The sequence below is a fragment of the Mycobacterium sp. 1081908.1 genome (genome assembly GCF_001673535.1).
Lineage (GTDB): Bacteria > Actinomycetota > Actinomycetes > Mycobacteriales > Mycobacteriaceae > Mycobacterium.
In genome coordinates this window covers 57,907-75,164 of record NZ_LZLY01000014.1, presented here as the reverse complement: position 1 = coordinate 75,164, position 17,258 = coordinate 57,907, and the positions used below count along the sequence as shown (strand labels likewise).

Annotated in this window: 15 protein-coding genes and 1 riboswitch; of the genes, 3 read left to right on the top strand and 12 right to left on the bottom strand. The window is 68.2% G+C overall.

Annotated features, from left to right (window positions below):
* Nucleotides 1-201: 201 nt before the first annotated feature.
* The gene (locus tag A5655_RS02020; protein WP_067004993.1) at nucleotides 202-957 is read left to right on the top strand and encodes a L,D-transpeptidase family protein; all 756 of its coding nucleotides are present in this window, start codon (nucleotides 202-204) and stop codon (nucleotides 955-957) included.
* A gap of 80 nt (nucleotides 958-1,037) precedes the next feature.
* On the opposite strand, the gene A5655_RS02015 is transcribed toward A5655_RS02020, so the two are convergent.
* A complete protein-coding gene (locus A5655_RS02015) occupies nucleotides 1,038-1,652 on the bottom strand; it encodes a hypothetical protein (protein ID WP_067004991.1) in 615 nt (204 codons plus the stop codon).
* A 133-nt stretch (nucleotides 1,653-1,785) separates the two neighbouring features.
* On the opposite strand from A5655_RS02015, the gene A5655_RS02010 reads away from it, so the two are divergent.
* Nucleotides 1,786-2,730, top strand: a complete 945-nt coding sequence (locus A5655_RS02010) for an NADP-dependent oxidoreductase (RefSeq protein ID WP_067004989.1) — start codon at nucleotides 1,786-1,788, stop codon at nucleotides 2,728-2,730.
* Here A5655_RS02010 and A5655_RS02005 read toward each other — a convergent pair.
* Together A5655_RS02005 and A5655_RS27660 are read right to left on the bottom strand one after the other, a co-directional pair.
* Nucleotides 2,722-4,485 (bottom strand): NRAMP family divalent metal transporter, encoded by a 1,764-nt coding sequence (locus A5655_RS02005; RefSeq protein WP_067004987.1) that lies wholly within the window; start codon nucleotides 4,483-4,485, stop codon nucleotides 2,722-2,724. The two genes, A5655_RS02010 and A5655_RS02005, sit on opposite strands and share 9 nt — an antisense overlap.
* A 44-nt stretch (nucleotides 4,486-4,529) precedes the next feature.
* On the bottom strand, nucleotides 4,530-4,745 hold the full coding sequence (locus A5655_RS27660; protein ID WP_156764652.1) for a hypothetical protein: 216 nt from the start codon (nucleotides 4,743-4,745) through the stop codon (nucleotides 4,530-4,532).
* Between the two features lie 262 nt (nucleotides 4,746-5,007).
* Nucleotides 5,008-5,181: riboswitch (M-box (ykoK) riboswitch) on the bottom strand.
* Between the two features lie 112 nt (nucleotides 5,182-5,293).
* Here A5655_RS27660 and A5655_RS02000 point away from each other — a divergent pair.
* Nucleotides 5,294-5,953: an O-methyltransferase gene (locus tag A5655_RS02000; protein WP_067004985.1), complete on the top strand. Its 660-nt coding sequence runs from the start codon at nucleotides 5,294-5,296 to the stop codon at nucleotides 5,951-5,953.
* Between the two features lie 3 nt (nucleotides 5,954-5,956).
* Here A5655_RS02000 and A5655_RS01995 read toward each other — a convergent pair whose 3' ends face one another.
* The 9 genes from A5655_RS01995 to A5655_RS01955 form a co-directional block, all read right to left on the bottom strand.
* On the bottom strand, nucleotides 5,957-7,954 hold the full coding sequence (locus A5655_RS01995; RefSeq protein ID WP_067004983.1) for an acyltransferase family protein: 1,998 nt from the start codon (nucleotides 7,952-7,954) through the stop codon (nucleotides 5,957-5,959).
* A 208-nt stretch (nucleotides 7,955-8,162) separates the two neighbouring features.
* Nucleotides 8,163-9,371, bottom strand: a complete 1,209-nt coding sequence (locus A5655_RS01990) for a DUF1214 domain-containing protein (protein WP_067004980.1) — start codon at nucleotides 9,369-9,371, stop codon at nucleotides 8,163-8,165.
* Between the two features lie 16 nt (nucleotides 9,372-9,387).
* Nucleotides 9,388-10,158, bottom strand: a complete 771-nt coding sequence (locus tag A5655_RS01985; RefSeq protein WP_067004978.1) for a sugar phosphate isomerase/epimerase — start codon at nucleotides 10,156-10,158, stop codon at nucleotides 9,388-9,390.
* Nucleotide 10,159: 1 nt separating this feature from the next.
* Complete coding sequence (locus A5655_RS01980) at nucleotides 10,160-11,329, bottom strand: sulfotransferase (protein ID WP_067004976.1); 1,170 nt, start codon at nucleotides 11,327-11,329, stop codon at nucleotides 10,160-10,162.
* Nucleotides 11,326-12,453: an LLM class flavin-dependent oxidoreductase gene (locus A5655_RS01975; protein WP_067005291.1), complete on the bottom strand. Its 1,128-nt coding sequence runs from the start codon at nucleotides 12,451-12,453 to the stop codon at nucleotides 11,326-11,328. The genes A5655_RS01980 and A5655_RS01975 overlap by 4 nt, the downstream gene beginning before the upstream one ends.
* Nucleotides 12,450-13,232: an SDR family NAD(P)-dependent oxidoreductase gene (locus A5655_RS01970; protein WP_067004974.1), complete on the bottom strand. Its 783-nt coding sequence runs from the start codon at nucleotides 13,230-13,232 to the stop codon at nucleotides 12,450-12,452. Before A5655_RS01970 ends, A5655_RS01975 begins: the two co-directional genes overlap by 4 nt.
* Entirely contained in the window at nucleotides 13,225-14,835 is a 1,611-nt protein-coding gene (locus A5655_RS01965) for an AMP-binding protein (protein WP_197508573.1), read from the bottom strand. The genes A5655_RS01970 and A5655_RS01965 overlap by 8 nt, the downstream gene beginning before the upstream one ends.
* Nucleotides 14,831-15,571, bottom strand: coding sequence for a GntR family transcriptional regulator (locus A5655_RS01960; RefSeq protein WP_067004970.1), 741 nt, complete (start codon nucleotides 15,569-15,571; stop codon nucleotides 14,831-14,833). The genes A5655_RS01965 and A5655_RS01960 overlap by 5 nt, the downstream gene beginning before the upstream one ends.
* Nucleotides 15,571-17,181 carry an SMP-30/gluconolactonase/LRE family protein gene (locus tag A5655_RS01955; RefSeq protein WP_067004968.1) on the bottom strand — a complete coding sequence of 537 codons (1,611 nt, stop codon included), beginning with the start codon at nucleotides 17,179-17,181 and terminating at the stop codon, nucleotides 15,571-15,573. Before A5655_RS01955 ends, A5655_RS01960 begins: the two co-directional genes overlap by 1 nt.
* Nucleotides 17,182-17,258: the final 77 nt, after the last annotated feature.

The following is a 17,258-nucleotide window of genomic DNA, read 5'->3' as shown; positions in this document are numbered from 1 at the left end:
GTGCCATCACCGGTTTTGCGCAGCCGCCGACGGTTCAACACTTTGCGGGCGTGGGCGGCGCCGTCAGCCGCGCCGATGACCGGCGGCGGCGTCGGTGGCACAGGCCCCAGCGAACATACCAATGTTTGCTGAAAACCGGAATGCGCCGACAACCAGTAGAATATCGTTGTGTCGGTCCAACCATCGCAAAGGGTAAGCGCCATGCGTCAAGCGGTTCGTTATCTATTCGTTATGGTAGCGATCGTCGGCATGGGCGCGTTGAGTAGCGGCGCCCGAACCATGGCCGCCGTCCCGCTGCCCGAGCCGGTCCCCGGCGTTGCCGCAGTTTTGCCCGCTAACGGAGCCCTGGTGGGGGTGGCGCATCCCGTCGTGGTTACGTTCACCGCGCCGGTCACCGACCGCGCCGCCGCCGAACGGACGATTCACGTCACATCGCCGAGCGACATGCCCGGGCATTTCGACTGGGTCGAGAACAACGTCGTCCAGTGGGTTCCGAACCACTACTGGCCCACCCACACCCACGTCTCGGTGGGCGTGCAGGCCCTGACGACGGGTTTTGACACCGGCGACGAGTTGCTCGGGGTTGCCAGCCTGTCCGGGCACACCTTTACCGTCAGCCGCAACGGCGAAGTGCTGCGCACGATGCCGGCATCGATGGGCAAGCCCAGCCGTCCCACACCGATCGGAAACTTCACCGCCCTGGAAAAGGAACGCACCGTCGTGATGGACTCGCGGACCATCGGCATCCCGCTGAGTTCGCCCGAGGGCTACAAGATCACGGCACAGTACGCGGTCCGGGTCACGTGGAGCGGCGTGTATGTGCACTCGGCGCCATGGTCGGTCGACTCGCAGGGCCACGCCAACGTCAGTCACGGATGCATCAACCTGAGCCCCGATAACGCGGCTTGGTACTTCAACCAGGTCAACGTCGGCGATCCCATCCAGGTCGTTTCCTGACCGACCGGCCGAAACCGGTGCGCACAAAGGCATCCCGCGCCCCAACGTTTTGAGACCGCGGTGGCTCGACCCGATTTGGGCTAGGCGGGCAGAGCGCCCTTGATGGCCGCGTCCTGCTTGCGGCCGATGTCGATCGCCACGCCCGGATCGATCGGATCGTTGGGCGCGCTGTCGAATTCCAGGTTGACCAGCGCCTTGCCCTCGTTGAAGAGCAGCACCGTGATCGCCTGGGAATTGCCCGGGGCGCTACCGGAAATAATCGCCCCGTTTGAACCGATGTCGACGGGCTGCCACGTCCCACTGACCTTGCCCGCGTAGTTGGCCTTGGTGTTCTCGATTCCCGCCGCCGCCACCTTCGGGTCGGCGACGATCAGGATCGTGTCCCCGATGCGGCGGCTGTTGTCGGCATTGGCGAAAAGCTGCGCGACGCCCGCCGCGTTGTTCGGATTCAGCACGGGCGGCTGGGGAGTGGTGAAGTCGCCGCCGATGTCGCTGGCCTTAATCAGCAGATTGCTGTAATCCGTCTGCTGTCCCGCCGACGGGCTCGTCACCGCGCTCGAACCGGTCGACGACGCGGCCCCGGTCGGCAGCGTCGTGGATGGGGACGAATGGTGGTAGTCGCCGCAGCCGGTGGTCGCGGCGCCGACTACCGCGGCGACCGCCCAGCCGGCGACGGTGATCCGAGCGAGCTTCATGGGGTTCCCTCCGTGTCCATCCACTGTCCCGTCCGCGGCGCATGACGCTACTGCGAAATGCAGACGGTAACAAGGGGACGGCACACGCCTATGCTGGCCGGAGGCAGTGCCTATTCGCCGGGTGAGGGGACAGATGGTGGCTGGGGTGGCGCGAGCGGTTCGATTCGACCGCTATGGGGGCCGCGACGTGTTGTACGTGGCGGATGTGGAGATGCCGTCGCCGGGGCCGGACGAGGTGGTCGTCGAGGTTCGCGCCGCCGGGATCAACCCCGGCGAGGCGGCCATCCGAAGCGGGGCGATGCACGACATGTTCCCCGCCACCTTTCCGTCCGGCGAGGGCAGCGACCTCGCCGGGGTGGTGATCGCCGTGGGACCGGGGGTCACGGGGTTTTCCGTCGGCGACGAGGTCCTCGGCTTCAGCTTCCGCCGGTCCAGCCACGCCACGCACACCGCCGTCCCGGAAAACCAACTCATTCGCAAGCCCCCCGAATTGAGTTGGGAGGTCGCGGGTTCGCTGTACGTGGTCGGCGTGACGGCCTATGCCGCCGTTCGCGCCGTCGACCCCCAACCGGGCGAAACGATCGCCGTTTCGGCGGCCGCCGGCGGAGTCGGCGGCCTCGTCGTGCAGTTGTTGGCCCTGCGCAAGGCGGTGGTGCTCGGCATCGCCGGCCCTGGTAACGCCGACTGGCTGCGCGCCCACGGCGTCACCCCCGTCGAATATGGGGAGGGCCTGGCCGACCGGCTGCGAGAGGTCGCGCCCGACGGGATCGACGCGTTCATCGACTTGTTCGGCCCCGACTACATCCAGCTCGCATTGGATCTCGGCGTCGCACCCGAGCGGATCGAGACCATCATCTCGTTCCAGAAGGCCGGCGAGGTCGGCGCTAAGACCGAGGGCAGTGTGGACGCGTCGACGCCGGAAGTGCTTGCCGAGATGGCCGACCTGATCGCTAGGGGCGCCATCGATTTCGAGGTCGCCGGAACCTACTCGCTGGACCGCGTCGCCGATGCCTTCGAGGAACTGGAAAAGCGGCACACTCGCGGCAAAATCGTTCTGCTGCCGAACGGTTCACAGTGACGTGGCCGGGCCGATTACTCCCGCCTGCACGATCTTGATGATCACGAACACGACGGCCACCACCAGATAGCCACGCAGCGTGAACAACCCGGCCCTCCGGATCGGCGACATGGTCGGCCGGTCGAGCATGGCCAGGTTGGGGGTCTGCCAGCGCGCCCGGTCCTGTCGGCGCACGGCCCGACGTTCGGCGCGCGTGAGCAGCGGTGCGTCGTCGAGTTCGTCGACCTCTTCGGGATCCAGGCCGCCGAGCGATCCCGCGATGGCTTCCGCGTCCCGCAGGTCGCGATGGCGCCGGCCGGCGATGATCGCGACGGCCCCGCCCACGATGCCGATCGCGGCGCCGACCGCGAGCCCCGCCTCGATGGTGGCCGTGGACAGCCCCGGAAAGAACGTCGTCGCCGTCAGGGCCAGCGACAAAACCACCAGACACCACACGATGGTCCACGCGATGATGTTCTGCCGCACCGTGTTTACCCACGGTCCGAGGACCGCCCGGTCGTTGCAGAGCAGGACCAGGAACACCGTCGCCGAGGGCAGCAGGACGCCCGCCAGGGCCTGCACGCCCTGGGTCACCAGGCCGAGGATGTGGTCCGGGCTGAACGCGACCGCGGCGGACACCGCGAGCAGCACTGCGTACCCGCCGTAGAACAGGGGAGCCTCGCTGATCTTCCAATGCAGCGAATGTCGCTTGCCCAAGGTGTCACCGACGGCATACGTGGTGGCCAGCCCGATCGCGTTGGCGCCGATCAAAGAGGCGTCCAGCAGGATGATCGCGAACAGCACGCCCACCGTGCCGCCCAGGTGCCTGGACAAGCCCGAGGCGACCGCGCCCGCGTCGGTGAAGCCGCCGGCGTCGGCGGTGCCGGCCAACCCGAACGCGGTCACCGCCATCAAGGCCGTCGCGCCGACCATGACGACGACAATGCCGATGATCAAATCCGCTCGGGCGTAAGCGATCCAGCGGGTCGTGATCCGCTTGTCCACCACATTGGACTGCTGAAAGAACAGCTGCCACGGCGCGACCGTGGTGCCCACTATCGCGACGACGAGCAGCAGCACGGTGGAGTTGAGCCCGCCCGGGAATTGCGGCACCAGCCCCCGCGCAGTTCCCTTCAGCGTGGGATGCGCCATCAGCACCATGGGAATGATGAGCACGTTCACCGCGATCAGCAGGAACATCAGGCCCTCCCAGCGGCGGAACGAACCCCCGGCCACCACGGCGAACAACAACACCGCGGCGGCCGGGATCGCGATCGCCCGGGGGCAGCCCAAGAACCCGAGTGCCAGTGACACGCCGATGAATTCGGTGACAATCGTCAACGCGTTGAGGATCAGCAGATCACCGACGCTGAACGCCCCCCAGAACTTGCCGAAGCGCTCGAAGATCAGCCGCGCGTGGCCGACCCGGGTGACCGCGCCCAGCCGCAGCACCATCTCCTGGTTCACGTACAGCACCGGGATCAGCAGTGCCAGCGTCCACAACAGCCCCATGCCGTAGTTCTGCCCCGCCTGCGCGTACGTCGCCACGCCGCCGGCGTCGTTGTCGCCGACCATCACGATCAGGCCGGGCCCGGTGATGACCAGCAGCGTCCGCAGCCGCCGCCAGCGACCACCGGTGCCTCCCACTGCGCCGTCGCGGCGGATGCGGCCGAACGCGCCGACGATGTCGCCGGCGTGCGCCGAATCCAGCACGGCCTGGACCGGCGCCTCGGAGGCGCGCACGCCGCCCTCGAGCTCCGTGGAGATCGACGTCATCGAATTCTCGCTATCTCAACCAAGTTCGGGCTCGGATCAGCGAATCACCGGCGGTTGCCCGCGGTGTCCGACGGATGCCCGCCCAGCGAGGCCGAGATAACCGCGATCGGCATCCGCGACACGTACAGATTGGCCCGCTCCTGCGGGGTCAGCGCGCTGCGCGCGTGCAGCTTGCTGACCAACAGTCGGCCGATGCGCAGCATCGACTGGCCGCGTCCCCGCTGTGAACCGGTAAGACGGTGGGTAACAACAAAAGCCATGATCGTCTCCTGTCGGGAGGTCCGATCGGCCCGTGGCATACGCCCAGTCGCCCGCAAAATGCTTGACGCGCAGCGTTATCGAGCACCCGAGAAAATCAGGCGGCAGAATGAATGCCGGAACCGGATCGGGACAAGACGGAATTGGGATACGGACTGTCGCCGGGACTCATCTCGCCCTCACCTCCTCACGGCCGGGACACACGCGGGTGTCGTCACACTCACCTGAACGGGAGAAGGCGAAATGACCGGCGCAAAACCGCCGGTCGCACCCCTCTCGTCGGAGCTTCGGCACTGCACGGCGTATCCGAACATCATCCGGAAGCCACTTGGGCTCAACCCTTGGGTCCGGGAAGAGCTGTCCTGACCCGGGGCGTCTCTCGACGTTCGGGGTCAGTGGCCTATATCCGTGCAGACGCCTCACCTACCGAGGTGCTTGCCCGTCCATTTTGCACCGCGACCCAAAGCGCGTCAAATTACTTTACGCAACCATTACGTTGGCTTTTGTTAACCCAACGGGCCCATCCGCCGTCGCGGCTACCCTCGAAACCATGGCTAATACTTTGCAGGCGCCCGAGGTCGCGACCGTGCTCGACCGGATGTACACCGAAACCAAAGATCAGATGTCGAAGCTGCGCGAAAGGGTTGGAGATTTCGACCGGCCGATGAGCGCCCAGGAACGCGCCGACGCCATGAGCGAGTTCTACATCCCGGTGACGCCGGAAGCCGGCCGACTGCTCTACGCCCTGGTGCGGGCGACCCGGCCCGCCACGATCGTCGAGTTCGGCATGTCCTTCGGAATCTCGGCGGTGCACCTGGCCGCGGCGGTGCGCGACAACGGCGCCGGCCGGGTGGTGACCACCGAGCTCAGCGCCACCAAGATCGCCGCGGCCAAAACGACTTTCGCCGAGACCGGCCTGGACGACGTGATCACCATCCTCGAGGGCGACGCGCTGACCACGCTGGACAACGTCGACGGCCCCGTCGATTTCGTGCTGCTCGACGGCTGGAAGGACCTCTACCTACCGGTGATCGAGCTGCTCGAACCGCGCCTGAAGACCGGCGCGCTGATCGTCGCGGACAACGCCAGCTCCGCGGACATGCAGCCCTATCTCGACCGCGTGCGCGACCCGGACAACGGATACGTCAGCTTCAACTTCCTCGTCCGAGAGAGCGACAGCATGGAAATCAGCTGCCGCACGGGCGATTAACGGCTATCTCAGGGATTCCTCGAGCCAGGGTGTCAGCCATTTCACCCCTTCGGGGGTGAGGTGGACGCCGTCGCTGCGCACCTTGATGCCGTCGACCTTGGTCGTGTAAACCCCGTCCGGGCATAGCTTTTTGTTCAGGTCGAGAATCTGGACGCCGCCGCGCTGGGCAACCGTTTTGCGGAGCATGGTGTTCCACAGGTTGACGCGATCGGGCTGGTCCTCCGGATACAGGCGACCGTCCGGCTTCTCGCCGCCACGACTGTACGGCACGGTCGCCACCACCAGACGAACGCCGTTGGCGCTCAGGATGTTCAGCGCTCGCTGCAGCTCGCCGTTGAGGTAGGCGTCGAAGGTCGGATCGCCGATATGGGTCCACTGCCCCTCGTTGACACGATCGACGGTCTCCCAGCGGCCGATGATCAGCAGCGCCACGTCCGGCTGATCCTGGCCGAGCTGCGCCGACCATCTGATGGGCCAGCCGTCGCATTCGGGTCTCTGCTCAAGGGTTTGGCCGATGTACCGATACGGCGTGCCGCGCACCAGGCTGCAGCCGATGACGGTGTGGTCGAGGAACGCGAACCCGGGTGTCGGCGGGAGGTAGTGCATCCAGGTCCACCCGATCGAATCCCCGAACACCGAAACGGTGAAGGGCCGGTGGGGATCGCGGGGCGCGGGCCGGGCGGCACCGGGCGGGGACGGCGAGACCGCGGCCACCGCCGAGACTCCCGGCGGCAGGCCCTCGCGCAGGCCGGGCCCGGTGCCCACCGGGACCACCAACAGCGTCACCGCGGCGGCGCTGGCCACGGTGGCCGCCGCGAGCGGCAGCAACGGAACCCGCGCTGGGCGCCACCGCCGGATCGGTTGTTCGATCAGCCACCACGACGCGGCGGCGACCACCACCGTGGCGGCGCACCGCGCGCCGAACAGCCGCAGCCCGGACCATCCGGTGCGTTCGCCGTTGAGGGCCAAAAAGATTGGCCAGTGCCACAGGTACACGCCGTAGGAGATGGTGCCCAGCCATACCAGGGGACGCAGGGCCAGGACGCGGGCGACGGCACCGCGCTGCTCCATCGCCACCGGGGCGACCACGACGACGGATGCAACCGCGACCCCGATGAGCAGGCCGTGACGAAACTCGCCGGCGCGGCCCGACGCGAAGTGGGTCGCCGCCGCCAGCCCCGCCAGACCGAGCAGCGGCAGAACTCGGGCGACCCGCCGGCCCCACCGGCTCCGGATGAGGCACCAGCCGCGGTTCATCGACGGCCAATCCCTGACCAGCAGGGCCGCCGCCGCGGCGCCGGTGAGCAGGGCCTCGGCACGGGTGTCGGTGCCGAAGTAGATCCGGTCGCGCGTGGAGTCGGAGGCCAGGACGATGGCGACCGCCGCCGACGCGAGCGCGCCGGTGCTGGCGATCAGGAAGGTGGCGAACCGCACCCCGCCGACGGTGGCCCGCCTGAAGTAGCGCCGGGCCCGCGCGGCCAACAACAGGGTCACCGCGATGAGCAGGACCGGCCAGAGGAAGTAGTACTGCTCTTCCACCCCGAGCGACCAGGTGTGCTGCAGCGGCGACGGCGGGGCGCCCTGGGTGAAGTAGTCGGTCTTCTGGGCCACGAACCGCCAATTCGCGACCCACAGGAACGCGGCGATCGCGTCGTCGCGCAACCCGGTGAGCGACTGGCTCGGCAGGAGTTCACGCGCCGCACCCACGGTGAGCACCATCAACACCAGGGCCGGCAGCAGCCGTCGCGCGCGCCGAATCCAAAAGCCGGTCAGCTCAATTCGACCGGTGCGCTGGAGCTCGTCGAGCAGCAGCGAGGTGATCAGGAAGCCGCTGAGGACGAAGAAGATGTCGACGCCGATGAAGCCGCCGCCGACGCCCGGGATGCCGCCGTGCCCAACGAGCACCAGCGCGACCGCGATCGCGCGAAGCCCGTCCAGCGCCGGGATGCCGCTGCGCCGTTCCGGTTGATCCCAGATCGCGAGCCGGCCGACGCGGCGCACGGGGGCGACCCATCGCGGCCGCCGAGCGGAACGCGCCGGCGCGGGGTACCTCCCGCCCGGCTCAGTGTCCGTCGTTAATGCGCCCTGGCCACTCTGTCGCCCGGCGCCAAGATTGATGCCGATACGTCGCTGCCCCTCCTCTTGATCGCAGCCAGCCTAGTTGCGAGGCAGCCCGGATTCGCGGAAGACACGCGCGCCCGGAGCCGCATCAGAGGGGAAATCGGTTGCGGATTCCGTTGAAGCGTTCCCACATCAAAGCGGTGCGTTCGGCGCTCGTGACGCGCGCGGTTTCCGGGGGCAACGCGTGCCCGAGTTCGGCGTGTTTGGCGAGCCGGGTCGTCAGCGTGGCGGGCTGACCCGCGAGCATGTGGCGGTAGGTGAGGTTCCCGCGTTCGAATCCCTGGGTGTCGATCCAGTTGCGGAAACCCGGGTCGCGGTGGGCCAGAATCAGTCTGACTTTGCCGTCGTTGTCGACCGATGCGCGGCTCGGGGTGTAGCTCACCGGCCGGTACAGGAAGTCCATGCTGGTGAAATAGGCGCCCATGTTCGTGATCATCCACAAGCCCTCGTGGGCGTCGAACTCGACGATGAGGGCTTCGTCGGGGCCGAGTTCCCAGTACATGTTGGCGGCGGTTCGGCCGCGCTTGGCGTCGGCATCGGACGTGTCCGGGCGGGGGAACCGATTCGGATGTTCGCCGTCGACGCCGCCGTGCGTGAACGGGAACTCGGGCCAGTCGCTCATGAGCCCGGTGACGAAATCACCGGCCCAGCGCATGGCCTCGACCATGGTGCCGGGGGTGGGCAGCGGCTTCGGCGAAGTCATGTCGACGCGCTCGATCCGCATCCGGGCGGGGCTCTCGTCCCAGCGGTCGAAGCCCTGGCGGATGAACAGCTTGCGCGAATGCGCGGTGGTCGGCAGCCAGTTGGGGTCGCGCTTTCGACCACCGATGTAGAGCTCGAAGGTGCCGTCCGGCTCGACGCGCAGTTGGTGGCCGAACAGGTTGACCTCCGGGACGTCGCCGAACGGCTCGTGCAGGACGTTCGGACCGTCCGCCCGCGCCCCCTGCACGGTGATGTTGAAAAACGGCGCGGTGCCGCGGGTTCCGGTGATTCGGTAGGTCGATTCGCCGTCGATCCAGACCTGTTGGTAGGTGAAATCGGCGCAGTCTCCACCCAGCTTGCGGGTCGGATTGCAAAAGGTGTGCAGCACCGGATAGCGGGTGTCGCGGGTTTCCAGGGCCAGATCGAATGCCTGACCCAGGTTCTGGGTCAGGAAGCGAAACGCGTCGGCGCGCTGCAAGCCGGAGGTCGCGTTGAGATCCTTGAACGCCCGCTTGCCGGCGGCCTGCAATCGCTCGCAGAACTCGCCCCATGCGCGGTCGAGCGCCGCATCGTCCGGCCCGTCACCGAAAGCCATTGCGCCCCGCCCTTCCTCAGCCGCCGAGCCTGTCGAGCATCGCGCTCACCGCCGCGCAGGCGCGCCCGGCCGCCGCCAACCTGCCCTCCGCATCGATGCGCGGGCCGAGCAGTTCCAGGTCGAAACCGAACCGATAGCCCTCGGCCAACGCCTGAGCCACGAAGGGTTCGATCGGAATCGCGCCGTCACCGGGCACCGCGCGGGCCGGGAGCGCCCGGTCCCCCAGCACGTAATCGCTCAATTGGATCAGCTGCGTGCGGGGCAGCGCCCGCCGCAGCAGGCCACCGAGGTCGGCTTCGGCCCAGCAGTGAAACAGGTCGACGCAGATGCCGAGCCCCGCCAGCTCGGCGAGCGCGATGGTGTCACGCAGGCTGTGTGCGAGATGGATGTCGGCGTAGAGGCTCGACGCGTTCTCGATGGCCAGGCCGACGCCGGCCTGCTCCGCCTGTCGCACGCACGGCTCGACCGCGCGACAAAACCGCTCCGCCGCCCGCTCCCAGGTGAGCCCACCCCGGCCGCCGGTGAGCATGTAGATGCACCGCGCACCGGTGGCCGCGGCCGCGTCGATCAGCCGGGACAATTCCGCACCGGCGCCGAACAGATGGTAGACCGCCTCGACCGCGTACCCTTCGGTTCGGATCAGGCGCACGAAGCCGGGGTCGAGCAGTTGCGTATCGAGGACGCTCAGGTGTCGCAGGCCCAGGGTGGTCCAATTCTTCTGTAGCTCAGCGGTATCCGCCCCGAGGAACGTCACGTTGTGGACCGAGAGCCGTTCGCGCGCGGTCATGTCAATCGCGCTTCTCGATGCTGACCCCGAATCGCTCGCGGAAGGGCGCGAACTCGGCGTGCAGGTCTTCGAGGTTTTCACCGATGTCGGTCAGCAGCCTGGTGGAGTAACGGAACTTCCCGTAGCGGTCGCCGCGGTTGTCGGCCAGGTAATCCCGCATCGACGCCTCGGCCTCGCCGGTGAGGGCCCGCCCGCAAAAGGCGTAGTAGCGTCCGACGGTCGCGACCGGGTCGGCGACGAAGTCGGTGTAGGGAACGTGCAGGATCCGCGGATCGTCCACCATCGGGTTGGACATGGTGTTGGCGATGCTGGCCCGGGTCATCTCGAGGTGCTTCTTCGCCTCGACCGCGAGATCGATCGGACCGACGATGCCGTCGAGGATGTCGGCCATCATCATGGTGCGCGACGCCGCCACCTGGACCGGGTCGCGATGCAACCACAGTAGGTTCGCGTCGGGATAAGCATCGAAGAACTCCTCGAGGCGAAAGCCGTGGAATCCCTTCAGCACCCAGTACTTCCGGGGCCGGTTGTACTGAAACTGCTGCAGCATCGCCTTGTGCAGGCGGTACTGCGCGGCCGGGTCGGTCGGCAGACCACCGACGAGGGTCTGCATCGGCACCCGCCACCACGCGGTCGGGGTCATCACCCGAAAGTCGAAGGCCCAGGTGCGCTCGTCTTCGGGGAGGCCGTCGCCGAGCATGTCGTTGTACGGGTGGCTGAGCAGCCACTTGGGCATCTTGGCGTTGATCTCGCGCCAGTCGGCGTCGGCCCGGGCGCGGCGGGGGTCGTCCGGGCGGGTGGTACCGGGAGGCGGCGACGGGTACATCACCTCCCAGAAGCGCAGCGCGCGTGCGTGCGGGTCCACCGCCATCAGCGCGTGCACGAGCGTGGTACCCGAGCGCGGCTCCCCCGTCACGAACATCGGGTGATCGATCACCTCGGCGGCGATCGGGTAGCGGTTGCGGTCCTCGATCATCTCCAGGCGCGACGTCAGCAGCCAATGACAGACGCGCTCGGCCTGGTCAATGCCGTTGGCGTCCATGCCGATACCGTTCAGGTGGTCGACGGCCAAGCGGAACCGCTCCGGCAGCGTCGGATCGCCGTAGTCGTCAAGTCCCGCCTCGGCCTGCGCGCGGGCGAGCATCGCGTCCGCATCGAGTCGGGCCGTCATGGTTGGCCCCCACACAAGGCCAGCAATTCGTCCTCCGTCTTGCGGACGTTGGCCGCCGACGCGGCGCCGAACTCCAGCCCGGCCATCGCCCCGTAGTCCAGGATCTTGGGAACGCGGAGCCCGGCGTCCACGTACGACTTGATGATTGCGGCGACCTGACGGGGGGTGCCGTGCGGCACGACCGCCCGGATCGCCTCGGGCTTGACCCGGCCCAGGAAGTCGATGATCCGGTCACGCGTCAGCGTCGTCGGGTCAATGTCATGAAAGCCGCCCCAGTCGTCGCCCATCGGATGGTCGAAGCCGAAGCGGCGCAACACGTCCGCCGACACCTGCAGCAGGACGGCGGCCACCAGCGGGGCGCGGACGATCCTTTCGATCGCGTCGTCGTCCTCGCCGATCAGGCACACCTGCACGTAGCACGGCGTGATCGCCATCGGGTCGCGGCCGGCCCGCTCGGCCGATTGCCTTACCGCGCCGAGCATCTCGGCATAGTGGTCGGGGGTCCACGCCCCGGCGGGCCACCAGCCGTCGGCGTAACGCCCGACGATGTCGAGCATCCGTGGCCCGCTGGCGCCGATCCAGATCGGCGGGAAGCGCCCGTGGTAGGGCTCGGTGTCCAGCCGGGCGTGATCCAGCCGGTAGAACCGGCCCTCGAAGTCCACCGGCCCGTCGCTGTCCCAGAGCAGGCGGATGACCCGCACCGCTTCCTCGAAGCGGCTGACGGGCCTGGCGAAGTCGAAACCGTAGGGCAGGATGTTTTCGCTCTCACCGCTGCCGAGGCCCAGGATGAATCGCCCCCGGGAGAGATGGTCAATGGTCAGCGCGCTCTGGGCCAGCATCGCGGGGTGGCGGCGCACCGTGTCCACGACGCTGGTCGCCAGCGGCACGGTGTCGGTCAGCACCGCCGCGGCCGCGGCGACCGCCATGCCGTCGAGGTGGCGATGCGGGGACGGCGACGCCGTCGCGAGGTCGGTGAACTCCGGGGTCCACAGCGCGTCGGGCCAAAAGCTCACCATGTGGTCGGGCAGCCAGATCGAGTGGTACCGACCGGTATCCAGATCGGCCAGCCTCGACAGGTCCAGCGGGAGAGTGGTGCGAACGAAAGCCGCGGGCGAAACCTTCACCGCGCCAACCACTCCGAGTTCAGCGCGAAGTCCGACAGGTACCTGGTCGAGCTCCAGCCGCCGTCGACGACGATCGTCTGCCCGTTGATGAAACTCGCGCCCGGCGAACACAGGAACGCGACGGTGCTGGCGATGTCGTCGACGGTGCCCAACCGCTGATGCGGCGTCATCTCGGTGTTGATCTTGCGGAACCGCTCGTCCTGCAGGCGCTTCTCGACCATCGGCGTGACGGTCACGCCGGGCGCGACGGCGTTGCAGCGGATGCCGGCGGGGCCGTACTGGCAGGCGATGTGGGTGGTCAGCGCGGTCAGCCCGCCCTTGGCGGCGGAGTAGGCGCCGCCGCGGAGCCCGCCCACGACGGCGAAGGTCGAGGTGATGTTGATGATCGCCGAGCCGGGCGCCATGTGCGGCAGCACCTCGCGCGCGAGCCGAAACGGTGCCCGCAGCATCAAACCCAGGAAGTAGTCCAGTGTTTCGTCGTCCGTTTCGTGCAGCGGCTTGGGGTTGCCGACCCCGGCGTTGTTGATCAGGAAGTCGATGTGACCCCAGCGGTCGACGGCGAGGTCGACGATGCGCCGCGGCGCGTCGTCGTCGGTCAGGTCGACGGCCAGGGTCGCGACCCGCGCCGGCTCGGCGATGGACTCTTGCAGTTCGCCCAGTCGGTCCTCGTCGCGGCCCGTGCCCAGGACCGCCATCCCCATCTCGGCGAGTCTCTTTGCGCATCCCAAGCCGATGCCACTGGTTGCGCCCGTGACGATTGCGACCTGTATCTCACCCATCCTGTGACTCCGGTTGTGTCAACGCCGCCCTGATCCGATGTTTGAGCACCTTGCCCGCGTCGTTCTTGGGCAGCGCATCCCAGATGACCACCTGTTCGGGGGCCTTGAACTTCGCGACGCCCTTGCTTTGCAGCAGCGCCAGCAGGTCGGCGACAGCTGGCTTCGACTCGCCCGCGGGCACGATCACCGCACACGCCCGTTCCCCGGTTCGATCGTCGGGCAGTCCGACGACCGCGATCTCGGCGATGCCGGGATGGTCGGCGAGCAGGTCCTCGACCTCCTTGGCCGAGATGTTCTCGCCGTTGCGGATGATGACGTCCTTGGCGCGGCCGGTCACGACGAGGTATTGGCCATCGACCCAGCGCCCGAGGTCCCCGGTGCGGAAAAAGCCTGTGGCATTGAACGAATCGGCGTCGTCCTGCCGATGCCGGTAGCCCAGCAGCATCTGCGGGCCGCGCACACAGATCTCACCGTCACCGTCGGCTGCGGAGTCGTGGGCGACGAGTTTGATCTCGGCGATCCCGGCCCGCCCGTCGGTGTCGGCGGCTCGGTCCGCTTCGTCTCGCCGGGGTGCGCCGACCGTCGCGACGGGTACCTCCGTGCAGCCATAGACCCGGGTGACCACCGCTCGGTCGAAATACGCGGCGGCGCGCCGGATCAGCGACGGCGACACCGAGGCGCCGCCGCAGATGAATACCTTCAAGTCGGGCAGGCGAGTTTCGGCGCGTTCGGCGGCGGACAGCAGCTGCTGCAGAAACGGTGTCGCCCCGGCCATGTGGGTGCAGCGTTCACCGTTCATCAGCGCCACGGCCGCCGCCGGATCCCACCGGTCCATCAGTACCGCGGTCGTGCCCAGCAGCAACGGACACTCGAACGCATAGATCGATCCGCCGATGTGGGCGATGGGCGACGGAACCAGGAACGTATCGCCCGGTTCGACGTTCCACTGGTCACGGATCTGACTGATCAGGGCGTGGATGGAATTGTGGCTGTGCAGCACGCCTTTCGGGTGGCCGGTGGTGCCCGACGTGTACAGGACCATCCGTACGGCGTCGGGATCGAGGACCGGTAGCCTCGCGGGATCGGGATCGCCCGCCAGCAGAGCCGGATACGGTGTGTGCGACCCGGATTCGCCGCGCAGCACCACCACCTCGGGAGCCCGGCTCATGGCGGCGGTCACCCGGTCGAGCATCGCCGCGTAGTCGTGACCGCCGAACCGGTGCGGGACGAAGATCATCGCGGATTCGACGTCTTCGAGGATGAACCGCAAATCGTGGTCGCGCAGCGACGGCAGGATCGGGTTCACCACCATCCCGGCCAGCGTCGCGGCCAGATAGATGACGGCGGCCTCGTGCCAGTTCGGCAGCATGAATGACACCGCGCTGCCGGTCGGCATGCGTTCCAACAGGGCGTTGGCCAAGCGGGCCGCCTGGTCGTGCAGCGCGGCGCAGTCGAGACGAGTGTCCGCATCGACCACCACGGTCCGCTGTGGCGAGGTCTCCGCGGCGGCGCGCAGTGAGTCGGCCAGCGTGGTGGTGACCCACAAGCCGCGCCGGTATGCCTCCGTCGCCCGCGCCGTGTCTATCACTGTGCGGGGCCTAATCATTCACCCGGCGCATGGTCATCGCGTACCGAAAGCTCGACGACAGATGGGTGTTGACCGTTACCTGAGCGACCTCGCCGTCGGAGGTCTTATAGGTGCGCCGCATCTCCAGGGCCGCCGTACCCGCCGCGACCCCGAGGCCGTCGGCCAGCTCGGGCGGCAGCAACACCGCGGCGATCTCCTGGCGCAACTCGGCGATGCTCACCCCGAACAGGTCCTCGATCAACGGAAAGATCGGGCCGGTGTGGCGTTGCAGCAACCTGCCGACCGCGGCGAAGTCGCGGTTGATGTAGTACTCCGTTCGGCACAGCGGCGCCGGCGCGCCGTCGGACCGCCGGTAGCCGCGCACGGACAGCCACTGCGTGCCCGCCGGCAGCCCGGTCTGAGCGGCGAGTTCGTCGTCGATCGTCACCATCTCGTTGGACTCGATGTTCAGCTGCGCGCCGGACGCGAACGCGAGCAGGTCGTCGATCGACATCGTGTCCTGCGCATAGGAACTGGACGCCGGGCGGGGAACCACGCGCGTTCCCGCGCGGGGCCGCGACGCGACCAGGTTGTCCTCGCGCAGCCGCCGCAGCGCCTCCCGGACGGTATAGCGGCTGACGGCGAATCGCTCACACAATTGGTGTTCGGTGGGCAACTGCGAGCCCACCGGGTACACGCCGTCGACGATCTCCTTGCGCAGCGTTCGCGCGATCTGCAGGTAGCGGTGCTCGCTCGAGATGGCTTGGGACATCAGCGGCCGTCCCGCGCTCGGCGCAATGCCAGGACGCTGCCCTCCCCGTCGGCCGAGACGTAGAGCGTCCCGTCGGCCGCAGCGGCGATGCCGGCGAAGGGACCCTGCGGACCGGAAAACGGCGGCATGCCTTTCAGCGGCTTGGGCACCACCCCGGCCGGGGGGCCGACGGGCAAACCCGAGGCGACGGTCCGCCGATCCCCGGTGGTCGCCTCGAACGCCACCAACTCCTTTGCGCCGGCGTCGACGATGTAGAGCACATCGTCGTGCACGCAAATGCCCTGGGGCCGTTGCAGATCCGCGACGACGGTGTCGATCCCCGATCCGTTCACCCGGACCACCCGCCCGGCGCCGGCCTCCGCGACCAGGCACGCCCCGTCCGCGCCGATCGCCACGCCGACCGGTTCGCGCAGGCCGGTGGCCAGCACATCGGTGCCCCCCGGCCGCAGCGACAACACCCGCCCGGTTCCCAGCTCCGCAACGACCACGCCCCCAGCACCGAGCGCAACGCCGTAAAGCTGATCGAAACCGTCTGCCAGCACCTCGGTTTCGCTCGCCGCCGGCCGATAGCGCCCGACCTGGCCGCCCGAGGTCGTGACGACGAACTCGCCGGGCCCGCTCGCCGCGACGCCGCGCAGGAATCCGGGATAGCCGGGGCTGAACAGCATCCCCACGGTGTGCAACGACCCGTCGGGCGCGGTCACATAGAAGTACGTGCCGTCGGCGATGTAGAGCCGCCCGTCGTGGCCCACGGTCAAATCCAGCGGCCAGTTCAGACCGCAGGGCAGCACCGTTCGCGTCGCGCCGTCCGGCGATATCTCGGTGATCTCGCCGGTGAAATTGGACGCCAGCACCCGGTCGCCAACGAGGGCGCAGTTGTCCAGCCCCGGGCTCAGCTGCGCCAGCAGCCGCCGCTCGCCGGTGCGTGGGTCGATGCGCAGCACCTGTCCGCTGGCCACCTGAGTGGAGACGATGTAGCCCTGCGGGTCGAATTTGACCGAGTCGGGCACGCCGAGATCGCCAGCGACGCACTGCGGTTCGCCGCCGTCGGGGTCGACGCGCCAGATCTCGTTGGCGCCCATCACCGGGAAATACAGCAGCCCGTCCGGGCCGACCTCCATCGCGTTCGGGGAGGGTACGCCGTCCAGCATGACCCGCGGCGGCCCGCCGGCCAGGTCCAACTCCAGCAGGCGCCCGCCCTCGCGGCATTCGCCGATGAACAACCGGCCGGAATGAAAGGTGATCCCGTTGGCCGACGGAAGGTCGTCGCGCAGCACCCGGGTCCGACCGGCGGTGTCGCGCACGCTGACCCGGCCGTCCATGACCTCGGTCGCGTACAGGTTGCCGCGCGCGTCGAAGGCGACGTCGTCGGGCGCCACGATCTCGCCGCCCTTGGCGCTCACGACCACCAGTTCCCCGGTGCGGTGATCCAGCGCGGTGATCTGGCTGCCGGTCACCTGCGCGATGTACACGCGCCCGTCCGGGCCGGTGCGCAGGCCGTTGGCGCCGAATAGGCGGCTGGGCGCGGTGACCCGCTCGAGTCGCCAGTCGTCCGCGACGCCGATCGACTCCGGTACCGCATACCGGGATGGCTGCGTTGCGATGGACATATCCTGCCGAGGTCCTTCCGTCAGCCGTTTGAGCTGGACGCTATCAACTCCTCCTAGTCCAGACAATAGGGTCCGCA